Genomic DNA, 25,513 nt, shown 5'->3' with positions numbered 1-25,513 from the left:
ATTCAGAATACTAAAGAGGTGTTTCTAATAAGGAGCACCTCTTTTCACCAACAAAAGGGGGGAACAAGTATGCTTCAATCTAATATGGATGTGAGTTTAGAAAGTTTAGTAAACTCATTACAGTCTACCCGAAGCACGCTATTATCAGAAATTGAAATGTTAAATGATACAGAAGTGAATGTAAAGCCACGCCGTGATAAATGGAGTATTACTCAAATTTTACACCACTTGCATTTAGTTGAACAATCTGTCACGTCTGCCCTTGTATATGCTTTACAAAAAAACGAAAGAAACATGACTCCATTTAAAGACCTCCAACTTACGCTTGATCGCACACATAAACGAGAAGCTCCTCAGCAAATGCAACCAACAGAAACTTTAATGAAAAAACAGCAAGGAATTCAATTACTAGAACATTCACGACAAGAACTATTACACGCGCTTCATAGTGTTATAGATGAAAAAGATCTATTTGAAAATGGATTAAAGCATCCTGTTTTTAATGATCTGAATTTGTATCAATGGGTTCAATTTCTTGATTTGCATGAACAAAGACATCTTACGCAGTTAAAAGAGGCGAAACATGCAATTTTGCAACGCTAAAGTGGAAGAAGTGGGAAACCACTTCTTTTTTGATATGTGCATAGTTTTCTTTCTTATTTTGGAATACTACATGGAGAAAGAAAAGAAGGAGTTGAAAAAATATGTCTAAGAAGAAGCGAGAAGAGGAGCGCGCCTGGAAAGCGCGTAAAGAAAATCAACAACCGCACGGAAAAGTGAAAGCTTTTGCTGAATTAGTTGAAGGAACAGAAAAAACGTGATGATTATTTCATCACGTTTTTTGTATGAGTGGAAAAGTTAATAAAAAGGTTGTACCGATTCCTTTTTCACTTATAATATCAATTTTTCCGTTCATAGCTTGAACAACACTGAATACGACCATCATTCCAAGTCCAGTGCCTTTTTCTTTCGTTGAATAGAAAGGCGAACCAAGACGTTTTACTTGTTCTGAATCCATACCGATTCCTGTATCTTTTATATATAACTGAATATGCTTATGATCAGGAACTAATGTGAAATAAAGATCACCGCCTTTTGGCATAGCCTCAATGCAATTTTTTAAAATATTTAATAAACATTGATTTAGTTTTTGTTTTTCTCCAGCGATAAAAAAAGAAGTGCTTTGCTTTATATAATGAGTACGTACATTTGTTAAATTAGCAAGCGGTGTAATTAACGACAATGCATGTAGTAATTCTTCTTCTAACTGTAATGTTTGTTCTTTTTCAATGCTTGGTTTGGCAAAAGTTAAATAATCTGTAAGAACATGATTTGCTTGTTCGATGCCGTTAATGGCAATGTCGATATATAATTTTCGTTCCTGCTCAGTGCATGTATCTGATTGTAACAGTTGTAAAAACCCTTTCGTTGAAGTTAATGGATTGCGAATTTCATGAGAGATAGACGCTGCCATTTCACCAATTAAATGAAACTTTTCAGCATTTATAAGTTCGTTTTGGAGACGAACTTGAGTTTGTAATATGTGTAGTAAATATAAAATTAGGATCGTACCAAGCATTGAACATAACTCATATACAATAATATGCGGTATATAATCAGTCTTATTTGTAACCTTTGAAAGAAAGAAAGGTATCCAACTAAATCCGTATGTGAGACTGTAGATAATAGCAAGTGTTATTTTTATACGATTAGAAGTTCGATTGAAAAATTTATATGTTAATAGTAGAACAATAAATAGAAGAACAGAACCGATAAGAGATGGGAAAACACCTACCCCACCTAATAGTAAGCGATATATGTTTAATACAACTAAGATAGAACCACCAGCAATAGGCCCTCCCGTTAATGTACCGACAATTAATACAATATGGCGCATATCAAATTGAAAACCATTATTTGTTTTTGCTGCAAATGTAATACAGAGTACGGTAGCGAGGCAACACAATACAATAAATATAGCTGAATTTAATTTAGGAGAGCGTTTCCCTTTTTGATTCCAAAATAAATGATATACGAGCATTGTAATAAGGATGAATAATATATTTAAAAAGAGATAAATAATAAAGGATTTCAGTGGGATGCCTCCTCTCTTCTTATATTAAATTAATCATACTATAAAATGAAAGAAATGAAATAATAAATAGCGGAAAAATCAGAAATTTTTACGCTAGTATACAATATGTTACAATAAGCTGTGTCAATGAAAGAAGAAATTCCGTGCACCGCGCGGGAGAGGTTCGCGAACTCCCTCTATAAAAAACTATGGAAACAACAATATCCTTAGGTATTGTTTTGTTTTTTTATTGTGACAGTTCAAGAACGTTCTTTCTTCTTATTTATAGTAGAGAAGGAGAATGAGTGAAATGAAAAAAGAAAAAGCAGTTGTTGTTTTTAGTGGAGGACAAGATAGTACAACATGTTTATTTTGGGCAATAGAGCAGTTTGCAGAGGTAGAAGCTGTAACTTTTAATTACAATCAACGTCATAAGCTAGAAATTGATTGTGCAGCGAAAATTGCAAAAGAGCTAGGAATAAAGCATACGGTACTAGATATGAGTCTATTAAATCAACTTGCTCCAAATGCGTTAACGAGAACGGATATGGAGATTACACATGAAGAAGGTGAATTGCCATCGACATTTGTAGATGGACGAAATTTACTCTTCTTATCATTTGCTGCTGTATTAGCAAAACAAGTTGGAGCACGTCATATTGTAACGGGTGTATGTGAAACTGATTTCAGTGGTTATCCAGATTGCCGTGATGTGTTTGTGAAATCGTTAAACGTTACTTTAAATTTATCCATGGATTACCCGTTTGTCATTCACACGCCACTTATGTGGATTGATAAAGCTGAAACATGGAAATTATCAGATGAACTTGGAGCATTTGAGTTTGTTCGAGAAAAAACATTAACATGTTATAACGGAATCATTGGTGATGGTTGCGGTGAATGTCCAGCGTGCCAACTTCGTAAAGCAGGATTAGATACGTACCTACAAGAACGCGAAGGAGCGAACAACTAATGGATAATTTCTTTGGATTTCGCATCGTAGAAAATTTGCAAAAAATGGACAAGGATATTCAGCGTAAACAGCTCAAATACCATAATAAAAGAGTAATGGTCAGCAAGGAATTTACATTTGATGCAGCACACCATTTACACTGTTATGAAGGGAAATGTAAAAACTTACATGGTCACACATATAAAGTTGTATTTGGAATTAGTGGATATGTAAATGAAATAGGACTTGCAATTGACTTTGGTGATATAAAAGAGATTTGGAAGAATGAAATCGAAATTTATTTAGATCATCGTTATTTAAACGAAACGTTACCTGCAATGAATACGACTGCTGAAAATATGGTCGTTTGGATTTATGAAAAGATGGCAGAGGCACTAACTAAAGAGAATCGAGTGAACGAATATAAAGGAGCTCGCGTAGAATTTGTTCGTCTATTTGAGACGCCGACTAGTTATGCGGAAGTAAGACGGGAGTGGATGCTCGATGAGTAAAATCCCTGTCTTAGAAATATTTGGTCCGACTATTCAAGGTGAAGGAATGGTTGTAGGGCAAAAGACAATGTTTATCCGTACGGCTGGTTGTGATTATAGCTGCGCTTGGTGTGATTCTGCTTTTACATGGGATGGATCAGCTAAAAATCAAATTAGACAGATGACAGCAGAAGGTATTTGGGATGAGCTTGTTGCAATTGGAGGAGAAAAATTTTCTCATGTTACGATTTCAGGCGGGAATCCGGCATTGCTGAAAAATATTGAGTTTCTTCTTTCTATATTAAAAGAAAATGGAATGCGGACGGCAATTGAAACTCAAGGGAGTAAATGGCAAGATTGGTTACTTCAAATTGATGAAGTAACAATTTCTCCAAAACCACCAAGTTCGACGATGAAAACAGATTTTCAGAAGTTAGATGCTATTATTCAGAAACTAGCAGGAAAAGATATTAGTTTAAAAGTAGTAGTATTCGATGATCATGATTTTGAATATGCAGTTAAGATGCACGAACGTTATCCAGATGTACCATTTTTCTTGCAAGTAGGAAACGATGATACAAAAACAGTGGATGATGCAATGCTTATTAAAAAATTATTAGATAAGTATGAGTGGCTGATTGATAAAGCTGTAAATTGTAAAGAGATGAATGATGCAAAAGTATTGCCCCAGCTTCATGCGTTAGTATGGGGAAATAAACGCGGCGTATAATGAGAAGGGATGTTTAAAATGACAGGAAGATTAGATGAAGATTTAAAAGATGTAACATTACTAGGAAATCAAAATACAAAATATTTATTTGAATATAGCCCAGAAATATTAGAGGTATTTGATAATAATCATCCAAACCGTGATTATTTTGTAAAATTCAATTGTCCTGAATTTACAAGTTTATGTCCGAAAACAGGACAACCAGATTTTGCAACAATTTATATTAGCTATATTCCAGAGCAAAAAATGGTAGAGAGTAAATCTTTAAAGTTGTATTTATTTAGTTTCCGCAATCATGGTGATTTCCACGAAGATTGCATGAACGTTATTATGAACGATTTAATTAAATTAATGGATCCACGTTACATTGAGGTATGGGGGAAATTTACACCACGTGGTGGCATTTCAATTGATCCATACTGCAACTACGGTCGCCCGGGGACGAAGTATGAACAAATGGCTGACTACCGCATGATGAACCACGATCTATATCCGGAAACAATTGATAATCGTTAATAGAAAGAAAGGGCCTGTATACTATACAGGCCCTTTCTTTCTATTATATTATGCATTTTGATTAATGACAGTATAGTTTTTATGACTTACAACTGTAAGAGGTTCCATATCTAGTTCTCTAAAATTCTTCATAATTGTTATATCAACAATAACAGAGTTTTGATTTACTTTTTGAACACGGCCTTGCATTCCACCTTTAAATTCGATGATATCTCCAGTTTCTGCGATCTGCATAAGCAACTCTCCTTGTTACAGTTTTCCCAAAAAAAGAATAAATTTGGTTTTTTTTATTTCCTCCTATTTTGAACCATATTTCCTACTTTGTAAATGTTTCCAAAGTAAAAATTCGAAAAAAATTCACTTTTTGTAAGAAAATATGTAGAAAATCCATGTTATTTGAAAAAATAGCAAAAATGCGGAAATCTTTATATCGAGGTATAATGAAAAAGTAGAATAACCTGCTGAAGTGGGAGAAATTAGAGGCGGTAAAATGATGTTTGAATTTGTGGGGAGTGTTATAGCTTTAATTTTATTTTTATTTTCTTATATGCATTTAAAAAAGATTCGTCAATATGATACGAATACATATTTTGATGGGATGGATGGTACCCATGCTTCGATAACACATGATAGTGGTGGGGAGATGTAAAGGTATATAACTTTCTTTTCTTGCGTGGTATGATATTTAGAACTAGTGCATAATAGAGTTCGTAAGTGATGAATGGAGAGTGAAAAGAATGAAGATTTCTTTTATTCGTCATGGTTGTTTAGGTCGTATAAGAGAACCGATGACAATTAATTCATTTCACGAATGGATGAAACAGTATGATTCCGAATCAATGATACAAAAAGCTAAAATGCCGATAGAAACAATAGAGGCAATTGAAGCAGCGAAATTTGTCTTAACAAGTGATCAAAGGCGTGCTGTACAATCAGCAGCTGAATTGACAGATTCTTTATCTTTTATGCAAAATTCTCTTTTTAGAGAAGCTGAAGTTCCTTCATGCTTTTTTGCTCCGAAGTGGTTGAAATGCACAATTAAGGTATGGATGTTCATTGGACGAACATTATGGATACTTGGCTACCATAAAGATGTTGAGTCTTATAAGGAAGTAAGAGAGAGGGCAAGGCAAGCGGCTTACCTGTTACATCGTTATGCTCTCGTACATGGAAGTATTGCTCTTGTAGGTCATAAGTATTTTAATTCGATGATTGGAACGGAGCTGAGGGCAATGGGATGGTCTGGTTCTCCTATTTTGCATAGAAAGCCATGGGGATGTACAACATATACGTTTCACGAGGCGATGGATGGAAATATATTAAATACGAATTTAACATAAAAGCACACGATTTATATAAATCGTGTGCTTTCTTTTTAAGATATAGAAATTTTGACGTTTAATGTTTTTACGAGATGAGCATAAGGTTCGCCTACTAGCATAACAATTTCATCTTTTTTATAACCTAACTTTTCGTATAGTGAATAGGCGCGTGTGTTTTCTAAATTAACAAGTAAAGCGATTTTTTCATGCCCTTTTTCAGTTGCATAGATTTCGGCAGCTTCAATTAATTTAGAACCTATACCTTTTCCGCCGTGTGCACTTGAAACTGATAATGTATCAATGTAATACTCATCAAGCTCAGCTTCTTTTTCTAACGTAATTGATTCATCTTTATGTAATTCTCTTAAGTGATGTACAATTGGTGCGTCAAGCTGTGTTGCTTCACTACCGTGATAAGCGACAATAATTCCAACTGCACTCTCGTCTTGTTCATAGACAAAACAGTTTTCGTAGCTCAGACGGTTATTTTCTTTTGAGAACCATGTCTCAAGTCCTAGTAATACTTCTGCTTTAACTGTGCTACCTGTGATTTTTTCAGCAATTTCATGCAGAGCATTATACAATAAAGGAGCTATTGCCAGTGCATCTGTCTTTTTTGCTTTCCGAATCATAGTATCCCTCCTAGTTCTATTTGTATATTGTAGCATAGTGGTATGGAACTTTGCATAATTGAATGCCGAAATGTTTGATATAGAGAAGTAGCTATGTTAGTATATGATATTTAGTGGACATATAGTAAAACGATATTGTTTGCGAAATAACGAAAATAAAATCATGGCATAACAACGAGATAAAATGAAACGTTAATCAGTAAGACTTTTGTTCATTCCACGACTGATTAGTAGCCAACACCAATCGGACCGCCTGCAAATAGCGGGATAATTTTACAGTTGTTGACCTATAGAATATACGATAAAATAAAATATTGCAGAGAGGTGAAATACATGGATAAAGAATTAGCAAATACAATTTTAGATCAGCTGAAAAATGGTGAAATAACGGAGTATGTTGTTACGAAAGATGTATTTTATACGTTCAGAGAAGTTGTTGTAAATAGAGAAGACTTTAAGCATTTCATTGGTAACGCACAACGAGGCGGGCAAGTGATTTATACATATTCAGAAACGCCACGTTCATAAAGGGGAATTTTGATCAGCAGGGCATCCCTCACTGATTAGTAGCCGACACCAATCGAACGTTTAATGCGGGATAAATAAAAGATAAAGGAGAGGGGAATTATGGGCGATTTTAAACAAGGCATTTTACCACATTGGGATTATATGTGGAAAGATAGAGCCGGCAATAGATTTATGGGAATGGTTATGTATCCAGAGAAACGAAAATGTTCAGCAAAAATGCTTCAGAAAATAAAAAGAGCATATGAAGAAGCGATAGAAATTAAAGTAACTGTACAAGTTCAACATACATATCAGTACGTAGAAGGAATGATTGTATACTTTGATGAAGAAGCTCCTGTATGTACAATGCTTGATAAAGATGAAAATCCACATCACATATTTGTAAAAGATATTTTGCGTATTGAGCACTCTGAATAAACTTTTCATAAATAAATTGAAGTTCCATAATAATAATCTTTTTCTATAATAGTTATCTTTTAGTATGTAACGAAAAACGAAAGTATATGTATAATATATTTAATAAGGTAAATTTGATAAATGTAATCGTTTTTTAGAGCAGATTATAGTTTCATATCTGTTCTTTTTTGCGTGATGCTGGAGAAATATATTTCTTCAGCATCTACCGTTTTATGACAAAATATATTGTTAACTTTTTTAAAAATAAGATTAAATTCGTTGACAACTTTTTTGAAAAGCACTTTATTGACATGAGTTTTAGAATGTTGTTTCATAGTCATTGTATTGAAAAAAAACGGCTATCATGTCGAAAAGTAAAAGTTAAAAAAAGAAAGAATTTATACATATATCTTGTGTCTTATTTTGAAACGTAATACAATATATAGAGAAATCAAGAACAACATATAGAGAATATAGATTTGAGAGGGAGGGTCGGAAATGTTAGTTGCATATGATTCTATGACAGGAAACGTGAAGCGTTTCATTCACAAATTAAATATGCCGGCCGTTCAAATTGATGAAGATCTAGTAATAGATGAAGACTTTATTCTTATTACGTATACAACAGGTTTTGGCAATGTACCAGAACGTGTTTTAGACTTTTTAGAGCGCAATAATGAAAAATTAAAAGGCGTATCTGCAAGCGGCAATCGTAACTGGGGAGACATGTTCGGTGCAAGTGCTGACAAGATTTCTACTAAATATGAAGTGCCTATTGTATCAAAATTTGAGTTATCTGGAACAAATAACGATGTAGAATATTTTAAGGAAAGGGTGCGGGAGATTGCGACACATTGAACTGAATAATGAAATCACGCAAATGCAGGACGGTTTTTATCAGCTTCATAAAGATAAAGAGGCATTAGAAGTCTTTATGGAAGAAGCTAGAGAGAATACCGTTCCTTTTAATAGCGTGGCAGAGCGAATGGAGTATATGAAAGAACATGATTACTATTACAACGTTCTGGACGAGTATAGCTTGGAGGAAGTAGAGGGAGTATATAACATCGCTTATGGTGAAAACTTCGAGTTCCAATCTTATATGGCAGCATCTAAGTTCTACAAAGATTATGCGTTAAAAACGAATGATCAAAAACAATACTTAGAAAGCTATGAAGATCGTGTAGCAATTGTGTCATTATACTTAGGACGCGGTGATGTTTCGAAGGCAAAACAATTCGCAAGCATGATTGTAAAACAAAACTACCAACCAGCGACACCAACCTTTTTAAATGCGGGAAGAAGCAGAAGAGGAGAAATGGTGTCTTGTTTCTTGTTAGAGATGGACGATAGCTTAAATTCAATTGGCTTTAACATTAATACTGCGATGCAATTATCGAAAATCGGCGGGGGAGTAGCCTTAAACTTATCTAAGCTACGCGCACGTGGTGAGCAAATTAAAGGTATCGACAACGCTGCAAGTGGTGTAGTGCCTGTTATGAAATTGCTTGAAGATTCGTTTTCATATGCGAATCAGCTTGGCCAACGAAAAGGTGCCGGCGCAGTATATTTAAACATTTTCCATTGGGATATTATTGAATTCCTTGATACAAAAAAAATAAATGCCGATGAGAAGAGCCGTATTCAGTCTCTATCAATCGGAATTATCGTTCCAAGTAAGTTCTTTGAGCTTGCTGAGAAAAACGAACCTTTCCATGTTTTCGCGCCTTATACGGTTTATAAAGAATATGGCAAGCATTTAGATGATATTGACATTGATGAAATGTACGATGAATTAATGAGCAATCCGAAAGTGAAGAAGAAGCCACTAGATATTAGTGCACGTGATATGCTTATTAAAATCGCTATGATTCAGCTTGAGTCTGGTTACCCATACTTAATGTTTAAATCAAATGCAAATAATCAACATCCATTGAAGGATATTGGAACTGTGAAGATGTCGAACTTATGTACAGAAATCTTCCAGCTTCAAGAAACTTCAGAAATAAATGATTACGGTACAGATGACATTATCCGTCGTGATATTAACTGTAACTTAGGATCGTTAAATATCGTAAACGTAATGGAAAATAAAGAAATTCGTGAAGCAGTTCATGCGGGAATGGAAGCTTTAACAGCTGTTTCTGATATGACGATTATTCCGAATGCACCAACTGTGAAAAAAGCAAATGACGAGCTTCATTCAGTTGGACTTGGAGCAATGAACTTACACGGATATTTAGCAAAAAATAAAATCGCTTATGAAAGTGCAGAAGCGAAAGAATTCGCTCGTACATTCTTTATGATGTTAAATTACTATTCTATTGAGAAAAGTATGGAAATCGCTACAGAAAAAGGCGAGACATTTAAAGACTTCGATAAATCTGATTATGCGAATGGCACATACTTCGAAAAGTATGAAACGACAGATTACAGCCCAGTAACTGAAAAAGTTCAGCAACTATTTGAAGGAATTCATATTCCGACAAAAGAAGATTGGACAAGTTTAAAAGAGCAAGTGCAAAAGAATGGTTTATACAACTCATATCGTCTTGCCATTGCTCCAACACAATCAATCAGTTACGTTCAAAATGCAACTTCAAGCGTAATGCCGATCGTAAGTCAAATCGAATCAAGAACATATGCGAACGCGACAACATATTATCCAATGCCGTATTTATCAAAAGATACGTTCTGGTACTATAAATCTTCTTACGATATGAATCAGTTTAAATTAATTGATTTAATCGCAGAAATTCAAGAACATATTGATCAAGGAATTAGTACAATTCTTTACGTTAATAGTGATATTTCAACACGTGAATTAGCACGTTACTACATCTATGCACATAAAAAAGGCTTAAAGAGTCTGTATTATACGAGAACACGTAAATTAAGCGTGGAAGAGTGTGTGGCTTGTACCGTTTAATATAAAAAGTGAGACATGATGAGCAGGGTTTTCTGAACCCTGCTCATGCTTAGTTATCATATTTAGAGAAGGGGCGATTTAATGCGTGCGGTAAACTGGAACAAAAAAGAAGATGATTTTAGTTTAATGTTTTGGAAGCAAAACATCGCTCAGTTTTGGACAGAAGAAGAAATTGCGGTTTCGTCTGACAAAAATACTTGGGTGCAATTATCGAAAGAAGAGCAAATTGCTTATAAGCGTGTATTAGGTGGTTTAACACTTTTAGATACGAAACAAGGTGGCGAAGGAATGCCACTTGTACTTGTTCATCTTGAAAATTTACAAGCTAAAAGTGTATTAGCTTTCATGGGAGCTATGGAAGAAGTACATGCGAAGAGTTACAGTCATATCTTTACAACGTTAGCTACTGAAGAAGAAATTGATGATATTTTTGACTGGGTAGACAATCATCCATTACTTGAGAAAAAGGCCGGTATTATTACTGGTTACTATCGTCGTTTGTTAAAGCCTGACGTAACGAAAAAAGAGCTATATATGGCAATGGTAGCAAGTGTGTTCTTAGAAAGTTATTTATTCTATAGTGGATTCTTCTATCCGCTTTACTTAGCTGGTCAAGGAAAACTAACAGCAAGTGGTGAGATTATTAACTTGATAATTCGTGATGAGTCAATTCACGGCGTATTCGTCGGTATTTTAGCACAACAAATCTTCGCAGAACTTTCTGCAGAAGAGCAACAAGAAGTGCAAAAAGAAACACAAGAGTTATTAATGGAACTATATGAAATTGAAATGGCTTATACAGAAGAAATTTACACTTCTATCGGTCTTGTAGAAGATGTAAATCGTTTCGTTCGTTACAATGCGAATAAAGGGCTTATGAACTTAGGACTTGAGCCGAAGTTTGAAGAAGAAGAAATTAACCCAATCGTTTTAAATGGTTTACGTACAGATACGAAAAACCATGATTTCTTCTCTGTAAAAGGAAATGGTTACGTAAAAGCAACGAACGTTGAAAAGTTAGCTGACGATGACTTCGTGTTTAACTTTTAATATAGGATTATAAAGAAAAGCTGTCTTATTCATTGATAAGACAGCTTTTCTTTATAATTTTGTTTACATAACACTATTATTTCTATATAGCGATTTATGTTTGGGAAGTTCTATTCGGTTAACGGATAGAACTTTTTGTAATTAAATGGGTATTTACAAACTTTTTGTATCAGTGTATTATTTAACTAGTACACCGATACAAAAGGAGGGAAGAAATGAAAATAGAGTTTTCTCCAAATATACCAATTTACATTCAGGTAATGGAATACATAAAAAAAGAGATCGTAACAGGACAGTTATTGCCTGGTGATAAAATTCCCTCTGTCCGTGAATTAGCGAGTGAATTACAAGTGAATCCAAATACGATTCAGCGTACATTTCAAGAGCTAGAACGGGATGGAGTTGTTGTAACACGTAGAGGAATGGGACGGTATGTAACGAATGAAGGGGAGAAAATAATGGAGCTGCGAAAAGAGATGGCGAAAGAATTACTTCATTCTTTTATAGATGGAATGGAAAATTTAGGTTTTTCAGAAGAAGAAATTCTTACAATTCTTCGTTCTTCATTGCATGATAAGAGGGAGGAGAGCCAATGACAGAGCTATTAAAAATAGAAAACTTATGGAAGAGATACGGATTAAAAGCAGTGATCCGTGAATTAAACATAGAGATTACGGAAGGGAAAATCGTTGGGCTTGTTGGAGATAACGGGAGCGGGAAAACGACGTTATTGAAAATGATTGCAGGCTTGCAACACCCTTCTGAAGGCAGTATCACAATAGACGGTAAAAAGGTAGGATTACAGACGAAAGAAATCGTTTCATTTATGTCCGATAAGCCAATCTTTGATGATTGGATGACTGTAAAAGACGCTTTATTTTTCTACCGGGATTTTTATAAAGACTTCGATATTCAAAAAGCGGTAGATACGATTGCAGAATTTAAAATACCGCTAGAAGAAAAAATTACAGCATTGTCAAAAGGTATGGTTGAGAAGCTGCAGATTATTTTAACGTTTTCTCGAAAAGCGAAGCTATATGTACTAGATGAGCCATTGGGCGGGATAGATCCTCTTTCTAGAGAACATGTATTGGATCTAATTCTACAGTTCTATAGGGAAGATTGTACGATATTAATTTCCACTCACTTAATAAATGAAATTGAAAATATTTTTGATGAAGTGATCTTTTTAAAAGATGGAGAAATGGTTCTATATGAAAATGTAGAAGAAATTCGTTTTCAGAGAGGAAAAGCAGTTCATGAATTGTTTAAGGAGGTGTTTAGTAAGTGAAGTCAGTACTTTCCTATTTATGGAATGTAAATAAGAAAAGATATATTGTTACTTTTTTATTCTTTGTGCTAATTGAAGCTGTGTTATTTTCACAAATGATTGTAAGAAAAAGTGATGCGGCTATCAGTAGACAAGAGGGTATATTTGGAATCATTATGATTATATTTTTCTTTTATATTGTTTATATGTTTATACAAACAATGAAATCATATTCACGCTTACTAACTAATCCAATGTTACGACTTACAGCAATATCTGGGAAACAATATGTAATTTCTATGCTTATTTTCTCATTTATCGCAATGGCTATATGGTATGGGATATGTGGAATTCTTTTCTACGTAAGTTATGTATTAGCTTTTCCTACGACTTCTGTATATATAGAAGCAAAAGAGATTATGCAAGTAGGCATAATTAATAATTTAATATATACGATAAGCGATTTATTTGAGTTTTTGTTTAGTGTTTTACAAATCATATTGGTAATTACTCTAGTAAAGTTACTTACGAAAAAGAAAAAGGCGCAAAATATACTAATCGTTATTATTTTCCTAGTAATAAATATAGCGATTACTTTAGCGACAACCTTGCTAGGAAAATTAGCTCCAGCTTTCCAAGTATTACGAAGAGTAGAATATCATAGTGAAAGCAAGAGTCTGTTTATTAATATGTTTCAAGAAAATGGATTTAACATTTTTAATATAAGTTTCATGGTAATGGTTAGTGCTCTAATAATATATGTAATTGCTTACATAGTCGATAAAAAACTAGAAGTCTAAAGGAGGAATCAGCATTGGGAAACGTAGTAGTAAAGTTAGAGAATGTTCGAAAAAGGATTGGTGGAACGGAAATTATTCGTGGTTTATCATTTGAGGTTCGTGAAGGAGAAGTATACGGATTCCTTGGGCCGAACGGTAGCGGTAAGACGACGACGATCCGTATGATGACAGGTCTTATTTCAATGACAGAGGGCGATATTACAATTTGTGGACATAGTATTCGCTCGGAGCGTGAAAAGGCACTAGAGCAAATTGGAGCGATTGTAGAAAATCCTGAACTATATGATTATATGACAGGAATGCAAAACTTAAAGCATTTTGCGAACATGGCCATCACTCCAATTAGTAAAGAGCGCATTGCTGAGATTGTAAAGCTTGTTGAATTAGAGCATGCGATTCATAAAAAGGTGAAAACATATTCACTTGGTATGAAACAACGTTTAGGAATTGCACAAGCATTACTTCATCAGCCGAAAATCTTAATTTTAGATGAGCCGACAAATGGATTAGATCCAGCTGGTATTCGCCAAATTCGTGATTATTTACAACGTTTAGCGAAAGAAGAGAATATTGCTGTAATCGTATCAAGTCACTTATTGAGTGAAATTGAATTAATGTGTGATCGCGTTGTTATTATTAAACAAGGTGAGTTTGTACAAGAGTACAACTTACATGAAAAAGTGAAGCATGATGAGGCAGTCGTTGTGGCGTTTGAAGTAGATGAAGTTCAGAAAGCGAATGAAATTATTAAAGGTAAAGCAAAAGGGAATGTGATTGTAGCATCTGTAACAAAAGAAAACATTCCGCAACTTGTCAAAAAACTTGTTCATGCTGATGTGCTTGTATACGGAGTTACTGTTCAAAATAAAACGTTAGAGGATGAGTTCTTAGCGATTACTGGGGGAGTGAAAGCGTAATGTTTAAATTAATTCAAAATGAATTTTTAAAATTACATGCGAAAAAAGGTATGTATATTTTAATTGGTGTCATTGCTTTATTGGAGATTTTAGGAGCTGTAGTACTGGCGAAATGGGGTGAAGCTGGTAGTTTAAGTGGATCTTACTTAGATTTTGTAAGTTCAGATATCGGCTTAATTATGATATTCACAACGATTTTTGGAATTACAACAGCTTCTCGTACAATTACAGATGAATTCCAAAAAGGAACGATTAAACAATTATTAATTCGTCCAAGAAAACGAATGACAGTTTTATTTTCTAAATATATTACAGTGTTATTAACGATGTTATTTATTGTATTTGCTAGTACGTTAATTGCCATGATTATTGGATTAATTGTAATGGACGGTAGTAAAACTGAATTAACATTAGGAATTGTTTTGAAAACAATATTATATCAGTTGCTATCGCCATTTTTCTTTGCAACACTTGCATTTTTCTTAGCAAACGTATTTAGAAAGTCTGTATTACCATTAATTATTACGATGTTCCTATTATTCTTACAAGGAGCAATTAATATGGCACTAATGATGTTTGCAAAAGGTGTAGCGAAGTTTGTAGTATTCTTCCATTTGGATTTAAGAGCTTACGACAGTAATAAATTAATTAGTGGTGGAGTAGAACCAACATTTACAGAATTTACGTTTACAACTTCATTATTACTTGTAGCTGCATACTTTGTTGTGTTACTTGTAGCATCAAGTGCATTATTCCAAAAACGTGACGTATTATAATAAAAGAAATCCCCGCTTGTAAAAACGGGGATTTTTATTACATAAATTTCACTTGGATTGCAACTTGAAGAACAGCGATATGGTATTTTAAGAGCCATGCTGTTTGAAATGATTTGAGAAAAATAGGAAGGATTTCAACTAGATTCATATTGTAATTTAGTTATCCAATTATTTATAAGGAAAGGACGCCTATAAAATATTGATTCAAGTTTTACTTTATTTTTTACTATCTTTGGGGGTGTTTCATGTGCACTATGCATTTTCAAGTATAAGGCTACGTAGCTTTTTTGGATGGATGATTATAGGGGTGTTCCTTATAATGATACCATTAGGTCTAGCAAATGTTTCTGAGAATACGATGGAGGTTATTTCACAAATAACTGTATTTTTTGTATTTCCGTTACTTTGGCTATACGTAAAAACAAATAAAAATAATGTTGTATTTAACAGTTTTTTTGATAAGCCAGGACGTTTATCTTGGGGATTAATTGTATTAGCAACGATAATGGGGATGATTTTTTCAGTTGGCATATCTCAGATTCAATTTTACATATTAGCACATACGTTACCGAATTTCTTAGTTACTATGCTAGAAGACGGAAATGTTATTAATACGAGTAACGTATATATGACGATATTTACTTTCATTTCAGCATGTGTGTTAGCACCTATTATGGAAGAGGTTATTTTTAGGGGATTTTTCTTACAGCGAATGGCTCATAAATGGGGAATTAAAAAAGCTGTAATTATATCTTCAATTATTTTTGGCCTAGGACATTTTGATGTTATTGGTGCGTTCATGTTTGGTGTCGTTATGTGCCTTTTATACATAAAGACAAAAAATATATGGACGAATATAGCTGTGCACGCTCTAAATAATTTGATTGCAACAAGTATGCAATTTTTCGGTGGAGAAGAAAGTGGTACAATCTCAATTACTGAATTACAAGCGCAAAGTAATTTATGGATTGGTATCGGTCTTACAGTTGTTGGATTACTATGGTTAATTCCGTATGTTTGGAAACAATGGCGTACAGTAAAAGAAGTTGGCGTGCCACCAGTACGTTTTATAAATGAGCAAAAAGTAGTGAATTCATCACAAGAAAATGAAGTGTATAGTCAAGTGATCGTAACCGATAGATTGATGGCCATAGAGTTACCAGATGAGGTTGTAAATAAGCTTCGGTTAGAAGAAAGTGATTATGTAACAGTATCAGTAGAAGAAGATAAAATCGTTATAAAGAAAGCACATAATAGATAATTAAAAAGTAGCTCCTTAGGAGCTACTTTTTAATTTGTAATAATTTCTATACGAAAATTATTACCGTTCTTTACATATTTAATATCTGTAACAGTACGGACTGTCTTTAAAATCTCCACTTTTTCACCAATTCGCGGGATGGTCGGAACATTGTCCCAAATACCAAGCAAGTCATCTAATTGTGCCGTTTTTTCATAAAACCAGATTTTCAATGTAAAGCCCCTTTCTCGAACTTTATGTATTTTAATACATAATATATTATTTTTATTCTTATTGTAAGGGGTTTTTTTATATTTTATGAATAAAAATAAATTAATCTTCTGGGAAGATATGTTCAATATCAGGAGTAAGAGATACTTCTGATAATACGATATGAGAAACTGTCGTTGCATATGAAGAAACATCATTGATAAATTCTTCAAGTTCAACGAGTGAAGGAACAGAAATTTTTACAATGTAGCATAAGCTTCCTGTTACTCGGTAACAAAAACTTGCAGATGGATAAGACTGAATAAACTGTTGCATACGTGTTGTATCACCATTTTTTAAAGTGATTTCTAAAATACAATCTAAAACTAGTCCTGCTTTTTTATAGTCGATATCGATTGTATATTTTTGAATAACGCCTTCACTTTCAAGTTTACGAACACGTTCTGCAGTAGACGGAGCAGATAAGTTTACTCGTTTCGCCAATTCACGCATAGAAAGGCGACTATCATTATATAATTCATTTAAAATTTTTCGATCAACACGGTCTAGTTGCATTTGTAAATATACCTCCAGTAAAATAATGATTTTTGTAAAGGGAAAATATAAATTAAGATTCATATGAAATGTAAAGTGAACGTTATTTATTTTACAATAAAACAGAAGGAAATAGGAGGGGAAATGATGGAGAGAATTTCATTATCAAATGTAGGAGATACAAAGTTTCAAAAGTTATTAGGGCATAATTCGGATATATTACATTCGTGGAGTACGTTAGAGGATACACTGTACAATAAAGGAATTCTTTCAGCAGAGTTGAAGGAGCAAGTGAGAAGAACATTAGCGTATGGGAATGAATGTCCGTACTGTATGGCAAAGGGAAGACCTGATGATGTGCAAAAGGCAGAGGAGATTGGTGTAGCCGTTACTTTTGCGCATACATTTGTTCATGACCGAAAAGCGATAGATGATACTATGTTTCACGCATTAAAACAATATTGGACAGAAAAAGAAATTGTAGAGCTTTGCGCCTATGTTTGCTTTATTACTGCGTCACAACAACTTGGTTTTCTATTTCAATTACAGCCAAATTAAGGAGGAAATGATGACAAATCAAATAGCACTTATCATAATCGATGTACAAAAGGCATTTCAATTACAAGATTGGGGCGAGAGAAATAATATTTTTGCTGAAGAAAACATGAGAATTTTGTTAGCAGAATGGAGGAAAAGGAAACGACCAGTTTTTCATATTCAACATGTAAATAAAGAAGATGCTCGGTCAATGTTTTATGAGAGAGGGGAAACGGTAAACTTTAAAGAAGAAGTGCAACCACTACCTGGTGAAGTGGTTATTCAGAAATTCGTTAACAGCGCGTTCATTGGGACGAATTTAGAAGAGCAATTAAGAGAGGACAAATGTAATGCAGTAGTAGTTGTAGGATTAACGACAAATCATTGCGTGGAAACTACGACACGAATGGCAGGGAATTTAGGATTTACAACGTATTTAGTGAGTGATGCAACGGCTACTTTTAACCGTAAAGGTTTAGATGGTAAAGAGTATAGTGCAGAAGATATTCACAATATGACACTTGTAAATTTACATGAAGAGTTTGCTACGATTGTGACGACAAAAGAAGCATTAAAATTATTTTGAAAAAATAATTGCGAATTATGTAGAAAAAAATAAGAATATTTCGTATAATCTAAGTACAATCATTTTGAAATAGGGGTGCATCATATGGAGCAAATTTCAGTAAAGAAATTAGAAGAGGTACTTGTTGTAGCAGGGGATGATAAACAGAAGCAAAAGGAATTTTATGAATTGCTCTTATCTACTGAGTTTTATGTTGCTGGTTCACTAGAAGCAGAGGACGGGGCAACAGAAGGAATACTTCGTTTGCGTCATTTCCAAGGAGAAGGTAGATGGATCGTTCCGTTCTTTACACAAATGGAATTTGTAAAAGATGTGTTGCCAGAAGGAACGCCCCTTATTACGATACGTGGGAAAGAGTTATTTGGTAGCATTGAGAAAGATGCTACAGCTGTATTAAATGTTGGCACTGATATAAGTAAAACATTTATTCCAGAAGAAATTGCAGATATCGCATCTGGAAGAATTTTTAATTATTATAAGTAAAAGGAAAAGCGTAATCGCTTTTCCTTTTTAATTTGAACATGGAGTGGCTATACCAGAAGAAATAGAGACTGTTTTATTATTTGTGTTTATTGTCGCTGTAGCTCCAAGTGGAATACCGATGTTTGGACTTATATGTCCAATTGGTAAACCGAATAGGACAGGTATATGATATGGCGCGAAATATTCATATAATATTGTTTGCAATGATTGAGATGGCTTTGAAGGAGTGCAGTCGTGACAACTTGTGAAAATAACGCCCCTGCATTCATTAAACTTTCCAGATAAAAGTAGCTGATTTAACATACGGTCAATGCGGTACGGTTCTTCACCAATGTCTTCAAGTAATAAAAGTGTATTGTCCGTATTTATCTCGTAGGGCGAGCCAATTATACTTGTTAACACAGCTAAATTTCCTCCAACTAACGTACTTGTAACTGTACTGTGAGAGCTAGGTACGATACATTCTGATGCAGATAAAATGGTTGAATACGGATGGAATAGCTGATTAAAAGAGGATAAAGATAGGGAATCAATACCTTTTCCTAGTTCTTCAATCATCGGACCATGAAATGTTATAAGCTTTGCATAACGTGAAACAGCAGTATGTAAAGCTGTAATATCGCTATATCCCCAAAAGATTTTTGGATTCTGCCTAATAACTTCATATTGAATGTGAGGAAGAAGACGAGCACTTCCATAACCACCTCGTGCACAAAAAATTGCCTTCACTTCATTATTTGTAAATGCTTCATGTATATCGTCAAGCCGAACTTGATCACTTCCGGCTAAAAATCCATATTTCTCGTAAACACTCTTCCCGATTATTACGGATAACCCCATCTCTTGTAATACATTCACACCTTTTAATACATTTTCGATTGTAGGTGGACCAGATGGTGCAATAATCATTACTGTATCACCTTGTTTTAATGCATTTGGATAAATCATTAAGCTCAGCCTCCTTATCTTTCAATATATTCGCTTCATATGAAGTTCAACCCTTGCAAAAGCAGGGGAAAGCTTATCAAATAAAGAAGATATAAGGGAAATAGGAGGGAAAATGATGTTTACAAGTCGAGTAACAGACATATTAAAAATTGAGTATCCCGTTGTTCAAGCCGGTATGGCAGGCGCGATTACGACGCCAGAACTCGTTGCAGCAGTAAGTAATAGCGGAGGATTAGGTACGCTTGGAGCGGGCTATATGAGCCCAGAACAAATTTGTGAAGCGATTTATAGAATAAGAGAACTAACAGATAAGCCTTTCGGTGTTAATTTACTTGTAACGAAAGAGATACAAATAGAAGAAGAGAAGGTAAATGAGGCGAAAGTATTACTAAGCGGAGTGAATAGAGAATTAGGTATAGAAGTAGAAGGAACGTTAAAGCTTCCAAAAAGCTATAAGGAACAATTACAAGTGCTATTAGATGAAAAAGTACCGGTCGTTAGTTTTGCATTTCAAACGTTAGAAAAAGAAGAAATAAATGATTTAAAAAGAAGTGGAATAAAAGTTATCGGAACAGCTACCCATGTGAAGGAAGCGAAAGTACTTGCCGAGCTAGGAGTAGATATTATTATCGGACAAGGTAGCGAAGCAGGAGGGCATAGAGGAACGTTTATTGGGAAAGAACGAGATGCTATGATTGGTACTTTTGCGTTAGTACCTCAGTTAGTAGAAGCTGTTCCGCATATCCCAATTGTCGCAGCAGGTGGTGTAATGAACGGACAAGGGCTTGTTGCGGCATTGGCACTAGGAGCAGAAGGTGTTCAAATGGGATCGGCCTTTTTAACAAGTGAAGAGAGTATTACGCACGATGTGTATAAAGAAGCGGTTTTACATAGTACAGATACGAGCACAACGGTAACTCGTGCGTTTTCCGGGAAATATGCACGGGGTATCCGGAATGAATTTATAGAGAGACATGAAGGAAAAGAAGAAGGGCTTCCGATGTATCCAGTGCAAAACGTATTAACTTCTAAAATACGCCAAGAGGCAGCGAAGCAAAATAAGGAAGAATATATGTCACTTTGGGCAGGACAGGCAGCATCGTTGGCACGAATCGAATCAGCTCAGCATGTAGTGGAGCGAGTTATGAAAGAAGCGGAGAATGCAATCGAGCAATTACAAAATATATACAAAAAGACCACTTGAGTAATTCAAGCGGTCTTTTCATTAGTTTGCTTTATAAAATTGTTGGATGGCTTCGTCGATGTAAACCCAGCCTTTCCAACCTAAGTGCATATGATCTTTTAAGAAGTATTTATCGTATTCATGATTTGAGAAGTCGGCAATTGGATAACCAGCTTTTTCGATTTGCTCATGAACTTTCTTATAGTATGCTTCACGGCGTTCTTTCGGGAAGCCAGCGTAGTCGTACCAAGGACCTTTGACAGGAACAGAAATGAAGAGCGGTTTTGCACCAGATTGTTTTAATAAATCAAGTACAATTTGTAAATCTTCATATTCTGGCGATTGGTCATAAGCATCATTTTTTAAGTAACCTTCACGTTGCTTTAATTTTTTCTTAATTTTGCTATTGAAATAATCATCTTCAATACCGTATTCATTAGATCCAGATTCTACTGCACCTGTTTGATCCGCATGTTTACGAGCCTCTTCCCAGTTCATTTGTTTTAATGAAGGATCAAGCTTTTCTTTGTGCGGTTTAATATTAAACATAGCTGTAAATAAATCTTTACGATCTAAAATGTTACGATAAATATAAGCGAAAGGTTTAGCAGCAAGTGCTTTTACTTTATACTTCGTATCATCATAAGCAATGCCTTCAAGCGAAATTTTTAATAAAGTTTCTTTTTTTACAATCTCAAAGTTTAATAAACGCTTTGCAATTTGTTTTTTCATTTCAGGTTTTAAATCATTGTTGAAAATGAAATGGTAACCTTGTTGCTTTGAAAAGTTAGGTGCAAAGTGCGTTTCATCAATACCTTGTGGTACAAACCATTGCGGAGAAAGAACGAATACCATTTTCTTATCTTTCAATTGATCCATTGTAGATGCGAAGTTTAACACATGTACAAGGTCTTGTGTTCCGCCGCGTCCAAGAAGGAATGGTGTGAACCCTTCAGGCTTTACTTTAAAATAATTAGATGGATGGAAAGCATCCATACGTGCGAATTCCGATGAACCGTACATCGGAAGATATTTTGGATTTGCTAACATCTTTTGCTGTAAAATCATACTTTGAATTTTTTCTTCTTTTAAAGAAGTAGCAGCTTGTTCTACTTTTTCATCACTTAAAAGTGGAAGTAGGAAGCGCGTTGGAATAAGTAAGAATACAGCAAAAAGGGCCAATGCTAAAAGCATCGGACCAAATTTTGCTTTGTTCATCGGATTTCTTCCAACTTTTTAATAACCATGTTTGGTGTAGCCCACTCGTCACGGTCAAAATCAGAAATAGAAACTTCAATATCTAAACGCTCTTGGAATTCAACTAATAAAGATACTACAGCGAAAGAATCAAGGATACCTTCTTCAAATAATTGAACATCTAAGTTTTCTTTCACAATATCGTTTTCACATACTTCTTCTAAAATATCTAATACTTGCTCTTTGAATTCTGCCATTTTTAAAATCTCCTTTATATCCGAAATATATTATATGTGCAACTTCTTAATGGAATAAGAAGGGTGCATTAAAAGTATCTGTTAAGGTGTCCAGAGAAGATTAGGAAACCGAAACATACAACGTGGAACGTAATTACAATCGCAAGGATACGTGTAAATTTAGTGTTTGGCCAAAACTTATGCTTCTTGTTTTTTCGTTCGAAAATATCGAATAAAATAAACAGTGCGGCATGATATAGACCATAAATAATATACTGCGCAACAGCGCTTCCTTGGATATGCCAAATTCCCATAATGAAAAAGTTTAAAAATGCACCGATATATGAAATTGTGTAACGGTTCTTAATTAACTTTTTCTTCGTTGCAAAAAAGACGAAACGCATGTAAATAAAATCACGGAACCAGAATGATAAACTCATGTGCCAGCGGTTCCAGAAGTCTTTAATATTACGACTAAGGAATGGCTTATTAAAGTTTTCTGGCGTTTTAATTCCCATCATATAACTTACACCAATTACAAAAGAGCTATAACCAGCAAAATCAAAGAATAGATATAAGCTATAGCTATACATGTAAATCATATTTGAAAAGATTGTATCGTGTTGAGCGAATGCTGGATCCATACAATATTGCTTTATTAAGTAAGCAATAATAAATTTATACAAGAAACCTTGGAAAATACGATTTAGTCCTGTATATAGTAAATTTTGATATTCTTCAGCGCTAGGTGGCTTTTGAATATCTTTTTGGAATCTTCTGTAACGATCGATAGGTCCTGTTGAAATTGCAGGGAAGAATAAAACGAATTCCCAGAAGTTAAAGAAAGAAAGCTCTTTAATTAAACCATCACGAACTTCAAATACCATTTGAACTGCTCTGAATGTTACGTAAGATATACCTAGAAAAACAACAAGTTTTAACTCAGGTAATAACGATGCAAATGGTGCGATTTTTGCCAAAATAAGAGGCAAAATCGATAAAATAACAGCTATGCAAAATGTGAATGTACTATTATTTTGTTTTCTTAAAATTAAATAGCCTTTAATAAGGGCATATTGCCAAATAATAAATGCAGCTAACATCATTGCTTGCTTTGGTTTATCTGAGAAGATAATAGCAAGCATGACTAATGTTAAAACGGCATTATATTTACGCAACATTTTACCTTTTAATCCAGCTATGATAGTAGGTATTAATAAAATGCCCACTATAGCGAAAAAATAAAATGATCCATATGCGGTCATGCTGTAACCTCACTCAATAATTTTTTGCGATCTACCTTTCCATTTGGTGTCATTGGAATAGAAGATTGATACATGAATTTACGTGGAATCATGTAGTTTGGTAATCGCTCATTGAGTTCTTTTTTGATTGCAGATGTTAATTTGAATTCTTTTTCAAACGAATGCTCTCCAGGAACAACAACCGCTAATAAATAATCGTATTTCTCACCTTTTTTAATTGGAACGATAACTGCTCCCTCAACGTAAGAACACGCACGAAGGTGATGCTCAATTTCTTCTAATTCCATTCGATAACCATGCAGCTTAATTTGGAAATCAAGACGACCATTATAGAATAGAAGACCATTTTCTACATAGCCAGCATCGCCTGTTTTATAGGCACGCTCACCGTCAATCATAGTAAATGCTTTTTCTGTTAATTCAGGGCTTCCTAAGTATCCAACGCTTACGCTTGGACCGACAATTACGATTTCACCTTTTTCACCATCAGGTGCAATCGTGCCATCTTCTTTCATAATAAGAAGGCGACAGTCTGATTTACAATAGCCAACTGGAAGTGATTTGTATTGATCAAGTACTTCTTCTGTAACGTGAATACCTGTTACAGCGACAGTAGCTTCTGTTGGACCGTACGTATTCATAATTGTTGCATTTGGGAAACGCTCAATTAATTTTCTAGCTACTTCATTTGGTAATACTTCACCACAGAATAAGAATGTTTTCATGTTCGGTAGCATACTCTCAGAGAAGGATGCTTCCATTAAACACATTTCAGCGAAAGAAGGTGTGGAAGTCCATACTTGTATATCCGATTGCTCTAAAGAAGCAAACAAGTCTTTTGGACGCGCAATCATATCTTTATCGATTGCCCAAAGTGTACCACCTGTTACTAATGATGGGTAAATATCCATGACAGATAAATCGAATGAGAAAGGTGCTTGGTTTAAGAATACTTGCCCTGTTTGTAAGTTAAAATCTTCTACAGCCCATTTTGTAAAGCTAACAAGGCAGTTATAAGTAATCTGAACCCCTTTCGGATTACCTGTGCTTCCTGATGTGTAAATAATGTAGAAGTTCTCATCACCTTTTACCGCATGTTCAGGATTTGGAGTGTTCCCTTTATGAGTAAAGAAAATATCTTTTAAGTTGTCTTCACTTACGATGCGAACTGGTAAATCAGTTACAGTTACTGCTGCTGCCGATAAAAGTAATTTCGCACCAGAATTTTCAGCGATACGTTGTACACGATCAGCTGGGATAGATAAATCTACAGGAATATAAGCATGTCCAGCTTTTACACATCCTAAAAAGTTAATAATCATTTCAGGTTGCATATGGCCATACACCATAATTGGTGAACGATCATCTGGATACGCAGAAGAAATCCAATGTGCTAACGCATCAGAATCTTCCTTTAATTGTTTGTACGTAATTTTCGCATCTCGCCAAACAAAAGCAGTTTGATCAGGCGTTTCAATAGCCCACTTTTCAATTAGTTCTAATAACTTCATAACGTTCCCACCCTAGAATTCATTGTAAATAAATGTACTTGTGTTTGTATCATGGAATCCATACAACCAAAGTAATGCAAATAAAATTGCAAGATAATAAACCGTCTTTGCAACCCATTGTGTGAGTGGTCGAGACCATATCTCTTTTAATCTTTCCATGTCTTTCCCTCTCTTAATGA

At 34.5% G+C, this 25,513-nt stretch carries 34 protein-coding genes and 1 riboswitch; of the genes, 23 read left to right on the top strand and 11 right to left on the bottom strand.

The features are described 5' to 3' along the window. Window positions 1-69 precede the first annotated feature (69 nt). Window positions 70-603 carry a DinB family protein gene (locus MHI28_RS10430; protein WP_000941975.1) on the top strand — a complete coding sequence of 178 codons (534 nt, stop codon included), beginning with the start codon at window positions 70-72 and terminating at the stop codon, window positions 601-603. 101 nt (window positions 604-704) lie between these two features. Next, window positions 705-821: a DUF6254 family protein gene (locus MHI28_RS10425; protein ID WP_000038355.1), complete on the top strand. Its 117-nt coding sequence runs from the start codon at window positions 705-707 to the stop codon at window positions 819-821. Window positions 822-832: 11 nt separating this feature from the next. Here MHI28_RS10425 and kinB read toward each other — a convergent pair whose 3' ends face one another. Next, window positions 833-2,041, bottom strand: coding sequence for a sporulation sensor histidine kinase KinB (gene kinB, locus MHI28_RS10420; RefSeq protein ID WP_002083096.1), 1,209 nt, complete (start codon window positions 2,039-2,041; stop codon window positions 833-835). Between the two features lie 206 nt (window positions 2,042-2,247). Then, window positions 2,248-2,291, top strand: a riboswitch (PreQ1 riboswitch). Window positions 2,292-2,384: 93 nt separating this feature from the next. Between kinB and queC the strand changes: the two genes are divergently transcribed. Genes queC through queF form a run of 4 tightly spaced genes read left to right on the top strand, consistent with a single transcriptional unit; the run spans window position 2,385 to window position 4,763 of the window. Then, on the top strand, window positions 2,385-3,047 hold the full coding sequence (gene queC, locus MHI28_RS10415; RefSeq protein ID WP_000711598.1) for a 7-cyano-7-deazaguanine synthase QueC: 663 nt from the start codon (window positions 2,385-2,387) through the stop codon (window positions 3,045-3,047). Continuing rightward, entirely contained in the window at window positions 3,047-3,538 is a 492-nt protein-coding gene (queD, locus tag MHI28_RS10410; RefSeq protein WP_000368414.1) for a 6-carboxytetrahydropterin synthase QueD, read from the top strand. The genes queC and queD overlap by 1 nt, the downstream gene beginning before the upstream one ends. Next, window positions 3,531-4,247 carry a 7-carboxy-7-deazaguanine synthase QueE gene (queE, locus tag MHI28_RS10405; protein ID WP_000036305.1) on the top strand — a complete coding sequence of 239 codons (717 nt, stop codon included), beginning with the start codon at window positions 3,531-3,533 and terminating at the stop codon, window positions 4,245-4,247. The genes queD and queE overlap by 8 nt, the downstream gene beginning before the upstream one ends. 18 nt (window positions 4,248-4,265) lie before the next feature. Continuing rightward, on the top strand, window positions 4,266-4,763 hold the full coding sequence (gene queF, locus MHI28_RS10400; protein ID WP_001986050.1) for a preQ(1) synthase: 498 nt from the start codon (window positions 4,266-4,268) through the stop codon (window positions 4,761-4,763). 48 nt (window positions 4,764-4,811) lie between these two features. Here queF and MHI28_RS10395 read toward each other — a convergent pair whose 3' ends face one another. Next, entirely contained in the window at window positions 4,812-4,997 is a 186-nt protein-coding gene (locus tag MHI28_RS10395) for a YkvS family protein (protein ID WP_001165082.1), read from the bottom strand. 259 nt (window positions 4,998-5,256) lie between these two features. Here MHI28_RS10395 and MHI28_RS10390 point away from each other — a divergent pair, with 259 nt between their 5' ends. Together MHI28_RS10390 and MHI28_RS10385 are read left to right on the top strand one after the other, a co-directional pair. Beyond that, window positions 5,257-5,412 carry a hypothetical protein gene (locus MHI28_RS10390; RefSeq protein WP_002083105.1) on the top strand — a complete coding sequence of 52 codons (156 nt, stop codon included), beginning with the start codon at window positions 5,257-5,259 and terminating at the stop codon, window positions 5,410-5,412. An 88-nt stretch (window positions 5,413-5,500) separates the two neighbouring features. Then, window positions 5,501-6,103, top strand: a complete 603-nt coding sequence (locus MHI28_RS10385) for a phosphoglycerate mutase (protein ID WP_000703092.1) — start codon at window positions 5,501-5,503, stop codon at window positions 6,101-6,103. A gap of 35 nt (window positions 6,104-6,138) precedes the next feature. On the opposite strand, the gene MHI28_RS10380 is transcribed toward MHI28_RS10385, so the two are convergent. Beyond that, the gene (locus MHI28_RS10380) at window positions 6,139-6,717 is read right to left on the bottom strand and encodes a GNAT family N-acetyltransferase (RefSeq protein WP_000619541.1); all 579 of its coding nucleotides are present in this window, start codon (window positions 6,715-6,717) and stop codon (window positions 6,139-6,141) included. A gap of 333 nt (window positions 6,718-7,050) precedes the next feature. Here MHI28_RS10380 and MHI28_RS10375 point away from each other — a divergent pair, with 333 nt between their 5' ends. From MHI28_RS10375 to MHI28_RS10325, 11 genes are all read left to right on the top strand, one after another. Further along, window positions 7,051-7,245 carry a hypothetical protein gene (locus MHI28_RS10375; RefSeq protein WP_000356686.1) on the top strand — a complete coding sequence of 65 codons (195 nt, stop codon included), beginning with the start codon at window positions 7,051-7,053 and terminating at the stop codon, window positions 7,243-7,245. A 99-nt stretch (window positions 7,246-7,344) separates the two neighbouring features. Beyond that, window positions 7,345-7,662: a hypothetical protein gene (locus MHI28_RS10370; protein WP_000502199.1), complete on the top strand. Its 318-nt coding sequence runs from the start codon at window positions 7,345-7,347 to the stop codon at window positions 7,660-7,662. Window positions 7,663-8,139: 477 nt separating this feature from the next. After that, window positions 8,140-8,499, top strand: a complete 360-nt coding sequence (gene nrdI, locus MHI28_RS10365) for a class Ib ribonucleoside-diphosphate reductase assembly flavoprotein NrdI (RefSeq protein ID WP_000959447.1) — start codon at window positions 8,140-8,142, stop codon at window positions 8,497-8,499. Then, window positions 8,486-10,570, top strand: a complete 2,085-nt coding sequence (gene nrdE / locus MHI28_RS10360; RefSeq protein ID WP_001215843.1) for a class 1b ribonucleoside-diphosphate reductase subunit alpha — start codon at window positions 8,486-8,488, stop codon at window positions 10,568-10,570. Before nrdI ends, nrdE begins: the two co-directional genes overlap by 14 nt. Window positions 10,571-10,651: 81 nt before the next feature. Continuing rightward, window positions 10,652-11,620 carry a class 1b ribonucleoside-diphosphate reductase subunit beta gene (gene nrdF, locus MHI28_RS10355; protein WP_001203024.1) on the top strand — a complete coding sequence of 323 codons (969 nt, stop codon included), beginning with the start codon at window positions 10,652-10,654 and terminating at the stop codon, window positions 11,618-11,620. Window positions 11,621-11,835: 215 nt separating this feature from the next. Next, window positions 11,836-12,216 (top strand): GntR family transcriptional regulator, encoded by a 381-nt coding sequence (locus MHI28_RS10350; RefSeq protein ID WP_000687507.1) that lies wholly within the window; start codon window positions 11,836-11,838, stop codon window positions 12,214-12,216. Beyond that, window positions 12,213-12,911, top strand: a complete 699-nt coding sequence (locus MHI28_RS10345) for an ABC transporter ATP-binding protein (protein WP_000137741.1) — start codon at window positions 12,213-12,215, stop codon at window positions 12,909-12,911. The genes MHI28_RS10350 and MHI28_RS10345 overlap by 4 nt, the downstream gene beginning before the upstream one ends. Next, the gene (locus MHI28_RS10340) at window positions 12,908-13,690 is read left to right on the top strand and encodes a hypothetical protein (protein WP_000843920.1); all 783 of its coding nucleotides are present in this window, start codon (window positions 12,908-12,910) and stop codon (window positions 13,688-13,690) included. Before MHI28_RS10345 ends, MHI28_RS10340 begins: the two co-directional genes overlap by 4 nt. Before the next feature lie 14 nt (window positions 13,691-13,704). Next, on the top strand, window positions 13,705-14,607 hold the full coding sequence (locus MHI28_RS10335) for an ABC transporter ATP-binding protein (protein WP_000528821.1): 903 nt from the start codon (window positions 13,705-13,707) through the stop codon (window positions 14,605-14,607). Then, complete coding sequence (locus MHI28_RS10330) at window positions 14,607-15,383, top strand: ABC transporter permease (protein WP_000475436.1); 777 nt, start codon at window positions 14,607-14,609, stop codon at window positions 15,381-15,383. The genes MHI28_RS10335 and MHI28_RS10330 overlap by 1 nt, the downstream gene beginning before the upstream one ends. Before the next feature lie 247 nt (window positions 15,384-15,630). Further along, window positions 15,631-16,644, top strand: a complete 1,014-nt coding sequence (locus MHI28_RS10325) for a CPBP family intramembrane glutamic endopeptidase (RefSeq protein ID WP_002162875.1) — start codon at window positions 15,631-15,633, stop codon at window positions 16,642-16,644. Between the two features lie 29 nt (window positions 16,645-16,673). On the opposite strand, the gene MHI28_RS10320 is transcribed toward MHI28_RS10325, so the two are convergent. After that, window positions 16,674-16,856 carry a DUF3913 family protein gene (locus tag MHI28_RS10320; RefSeq protein ID WP_000707106.1) on the bottom strand — a complete coding sequence of 61 codons (183 nt, stop codon included), beginning with the start codon at window positions 16,854-16,856 and terminating at the stop codon, window positions 16,674-16,676. Window positions 16,857-16,956: 100 nt separating this feature from the next. Continuing rightward, window positions 16,957-17,409 carry an Lrp/AsnC family transcriptional regulator gene (locus MHI28_RS10315; RefSeq protein ID WP_001175498.1) on the bottom strand — a complete coding sequence of 151 codons (453 nt, stop codon included), beginning with the start codon at window positions 17,407-17,409 and terminating at the stop codon, window positions 16,957-16,959. Window positions 17,410-17,535: 126 nt separating this feature from the next. On the opposite strand from MHI28_RS10315, the gene MHI28_RS10310 reads away from it, so the two are divergent. The 3 genes from MHI28_RS10310 to MHI28_RS10300 all read left to right on the top strand — a co-directional run bounded on the left by MHI28_RS10310 (window position 17,536) and on the right by MHI28_RS10300 (window position 18,994). Continuing rightward, window positions 17,536-17,946, top strand: coding sequence for a carboxymuconolactone decarboxylase family protein (locus MHI28_RS10310; RefSeq protein ID WP_000439752.1), 411 nt, complete (start codon window positions 17,536-17,538; stop codon window positions 17,944-17,946). Between the two features lie 10 nt (window positions 17,947-17,956). Continuing rightward, on the top strand, window positions 17,957-18,511 hold the full coding sequence (locus MHI28_RS10305; RefSeq protein WP_000184442.1) for a cysteine hydrolase family protein: 555 nt from the start codon (window positions 17,957-17,959) through the stop codon (window positions 18,509-18,511). Between the two features lie 84 nt (window positions 18,512-18,595). Beyond that, the gene (locus MHI28_RS10300) at window positions 18,596-18,994 is read left to right on the top strand and encodes an SseB family protein (protein WP_000435265.1); all 399 of its coding nucleotides are present in this window, start codon (window positions 18,596-18,598) and stop codon (window positions 18,992-18,994) included. A gap of 27 nt (window positions 18,995-19,021) precedes the next feature. Here MHI28_RS10300 and MHI28_RS10295 read toward each other — a convergent pair whose 3' ends face one another. Then, the gene (locus MHI28_RS10295) at window positions 19,022-19,942 is read right to left on the bottom strand and encodes a S66 peptidase family protein (RefSeq protein WP_000640066.1); all 921 of its coding nucleotides are present in this window, start codon (window positions 19,940-19,942) and stop codon (window positions 19,022-19,024) included. A gap of 115 nt (window positions 19,943-20,057) precedes the next feature. Here MHI28_RS10295 and MHI28_RS10290 point away from each other — a divergent pair, with 115 nt between their 5' ends. Beyond that, window positions 20,058-21,146, top strand: a complete 1,089-nt coding sequence (locus MHI28_RS10290) for an NAD(P)H-dependent flavin oxidoreductase (protein WP_000495271.1) — start codon at window positions 20,058-20,060, stop codon at window positions 21,144-21,146. A gap of 21 nt (window positions 21,147-21,167) precedes the next feature. On the opposite strand, the gene dltD is transcribed toward MHI28_RS10290, so the two are convergent. The 5 genes from dltD to MHI28_RS10265 all read right to left on the bottom strand — a co-directional run bounded on the left by dltD (window position 21,168) and on the right by MHI28_RS10265 (window position 25,493). Continuing rightward, entirely contained in the window at window positions 21,168-22,343 is a 1,176-nt protein-coding gene (gene dltD, locus MHI28_RS10285) for a D-alanyl-lipoteichoic acid biosynthesis protein DltD (protein WP_001030287.1), read from the bottom strand. Then, on the bottom strand, window positions 22,340-22,579 hold the full coding sequence (dltC, locus tag MHI28_RS10280; protein ID WP_000807310.1) for a D-alanine--poly(phosphoribitol) ligase subunit DltC: 240 nt from the start codon (window positions 22,577-22,579) through the stop codon (window positions 22,340-22,342). Before dltC ends, dltD begins: the two co-directional genes overlap by 4 nt. A gap of 68 nt (window positions 22,580-22,647) precedes the next feature. Then, window positions 22,648-23,823: a D-alanyl-lipoteichoic acid biosynthesis protein DltB gene (gene dltB, locus MHI28_RS10275; protein ID WP_000127955.1), complete on the bottom strand. Its 1,176-nt coding sequence runs from the start codon at window positions 23,821-23,823 to the stop codon at window positions 22,648-22,650. Further along, a complete protein-coding gene (dltA, locus tag MHI28_RS10270; protein WP_000770497.1) occupies window positions 23,820-25,334 on the bottom strand; it encodes a D-alanine--poly(phosphoribitol) ligase subunit DltA in 1,515 nt (504 codons plus the stop codon). The genes dltB and dltA overlap by 4 nt, the downstream gene beginning before the upstream one ends. Window positions 25,335-25,346: 12 nt before the next feature. After that, window positions 25,347-25,493, bottom strand: a complete 147-nt coding sequence (locus tag MHI28_RS10265; protein WP_000440293.1) for a teichoic acid D-Ala incorporation-associated protein DltX — start codon at window positions 25,491-25,493, stop codon at window positions 25,347-25,349. Between the last annotated feature and the right edge of the window lie 20 nt (window positions 25,494-25,513).

Origin of the sequence: Bacillus sp. FSL K6-0268, from assembly GCF_038005425.1 — a bacterium.
Lineage (GTDB): Bacteria > Bacillota > Bacilli > Bacillales > Bacillaceae_G > Bacillus_A > Bacillus_A thuringiensis_S.
The sequence above is the reverse complement of the archived record's forward strand: the minus strand, read 5'-3'. Positions and strand labels throughout refer to the sequence as shown.

Excerpts from the sequence above, each read along its gene's own strand:
- MHI28_RS10390 (WP_002083105.1), top strand. The coding sequence starts at position 5,257 with ATGTTTGAATTTGTGGGGAGTGTTATAGCTTTAATTTTATTTTTATTT.
- queC (WP_000711598.1), top strand. The coding sequence starts at position 2,385 with ATGAAAAAAGAAAAAGCAGTTGTTGTTTTTAGTGGAGGACAAGATAGT.
- nrdF (WP_001203024.1), top strand. The coding sequence starts at position 10,652 with ATGCGTGCGGTAAACTGGAACAAAAAAGAAGATGATTTTAGTTTAATG.
- kinB (WP_002083096.1), bottom strand. The coding sequence starts at position 2,041 with ATGCTCGTATATCATTTATTTTGGAATCAAAAAGGGAAACGCTCTCCT.
- MHI28_RS10350 (WP_000687507.1), top strand. The coding sequence starts at position 11,836 with ATGAAAATAGAGTTTTCTCCAAATATACCAATTTACATTCAGGTAATG.
- MHI28_RS10330 (WP_000475436.1), top strand. The coding sequence starts at position 14,607 with ATGTTTAAATTAATTCAAAATGAATTTTTAAAATTACATGCGAAAAAA.
- MHI28_RS10300 (WP_000435265.1), top strand. The coding sequence starts at position 18,596 with ATGGAGCAAATTTCAGTAAAGAAATTAGAAGAGGTACTTGTTGTAGCA.
- queE (WP_000036305.1), top strand. The coding sequence starts at position 3,531 with ATGAGTAAAATCCCTGTCTTAGAAATATTTGGTCCGACTATTCAAGGT.
- MHI28_RS10305 (WP_000184442.1), top strand. The coding sequence starts at position 17,957 with ATGACAAATCAAATAGCACTTATCATAATCGATGTACAAAAGGCATTT.
- MHI28_RS10315 (WP_001175498.1), bottom strand. The coding sequence starts at position 17,409 with ATGCAACTAGACCGTGTTGATCGAAAAATTTTAAATGAATTATATAAT.
- MHI28_RS10375 (WP_000356686.1), top strand. The coding sequence starts at position 7,051 with ATGGATAAAGAATTAGCAAATACAATTTTAGATCAGCTGAAAAATGGT.
- dltB (WP_000127955.1), bottom strand. The coding sequence starts at position 23,823 with ATGACCGCATATGGATCATTTTATTTTTTCGCTATAGTGGGCATTTTA.
- queD (WP_000368414.1), top strand. The coding sequence starts at position 3,047 with ATGGATAATTTCTTTGGATTTCGCATCGTAGAAAATTTGCAAAAAATG.
- queF (WP_001986050.1), top strand. The coding sequence starts at position 4,266 with ATGACAGGAAGATTAGATGAAGATTTAAAAGATGTAACATTACTAGGA.
- dltC (WP_000807310.1), bottom strand. The coding sequence starts at position 22,579 with ATGGCAGAATTCAAAGAGCAAGTATTAGATATTTTAGAAGAAGTATGT.
- MHI28_RS10385 (WP_000703092.1), top strand. The coding sequence starts at position 5,501 with ATGAAGATTTCTTTTATTCGTCATGGTTGTTTAGGTCGTATAAGAGAA.
- MHI28_RS10265 (WP_000440293.1), bottom strand. The coding sequence starts at position 25,493 with ATGGAAAGATTAAAAGAGATATGGTCTCGACCACTCACACAATGGGTT.
- MHI28_RS10290 (WP_000495271.1), top strand. The coding sequence starts at position 20,058 with ATGTTTACAAGTCGAGTAACAGACATATTAAAAATTGAGTATCCCGTT.
- dltD (WP_001030287.1), bottom strand. The coding sequence starts at position 22,343 with ATGAACAAAGCAAAATTTGGTCCGATGCTTTTAGCATTGGCCCTTTTT.
- MHI28_RS10395 (WP_001165082.1), bottom strand. The coding sequence starts at position 4,997 with ATGCAGATCGCAGAAACTGGAGATATCATCGAATTTAAAGGTGGAATG.
- MHI28_RS10380 (WP_000619541.1), bottom strand. The coding sequence starts at position 6,717 with ATGATTCGGAAAGCAAAAAAGACAGATGCACTGGCAATAGCTCCTTTA.
- MHI28_RS10425 (WP_000038355.1), top strand. The coding sequence starts at position 705 with ATGTCTAAGAAGAAGCGAGAAGAGGAGCGCGCCTGGAAAGCGCGTAAA.
- MHI28_RS10345 (WP_000137741.1), top strand. The coding sequence starts at position 12,213 with ATGACAGAGCTATTAAAAATAGAAAACTTATGGAAGAGATACGGATTA.
- dltA (WP_000770497.1), bottom strand. The coding sequence starts at position 25,334 with ATGAAGTTATTAGAACTAATTGAAAAGTGGGCTATTGAAACGCCTGAT.
- MHI28_RS10295 (WP_000640066.1), bottom strand. The coding sequence starts at position 19,942 with ATGATTTATCCAAATGCATTAAAACAAGGTGATACAGTAATGATTATT.
- MHI28_RS10370 (WP_000502199.1), top strand. The coding sequence starts at position 7,345 with ATGGGCGATTTTAAACAAGGCATTTTACCACATTGGGATTATATGTGG.
- MHI28_RS10430 (WP_000941975.1), top strand. The coding sequence starts at position 70 with ATGCTTCAATCTAATATGGATGTGAGTTTAGAAAGTTTAGTAAACTCA.
- MHI28_RS10310 (WP_000439752.1), top strand. The coding sequence starts at position 17,536 with ATGGAGAGAATTTCATTATCAAATGTAGGAGATACAAAGTTTCAAAAG.
- nrdI (WP_000959447.1), top strand. The coding sequence starts at position 8,140 with ATGTTAGTTGCATATGATTCTATGACAGGAAACGTGAAGCGTTTCATT.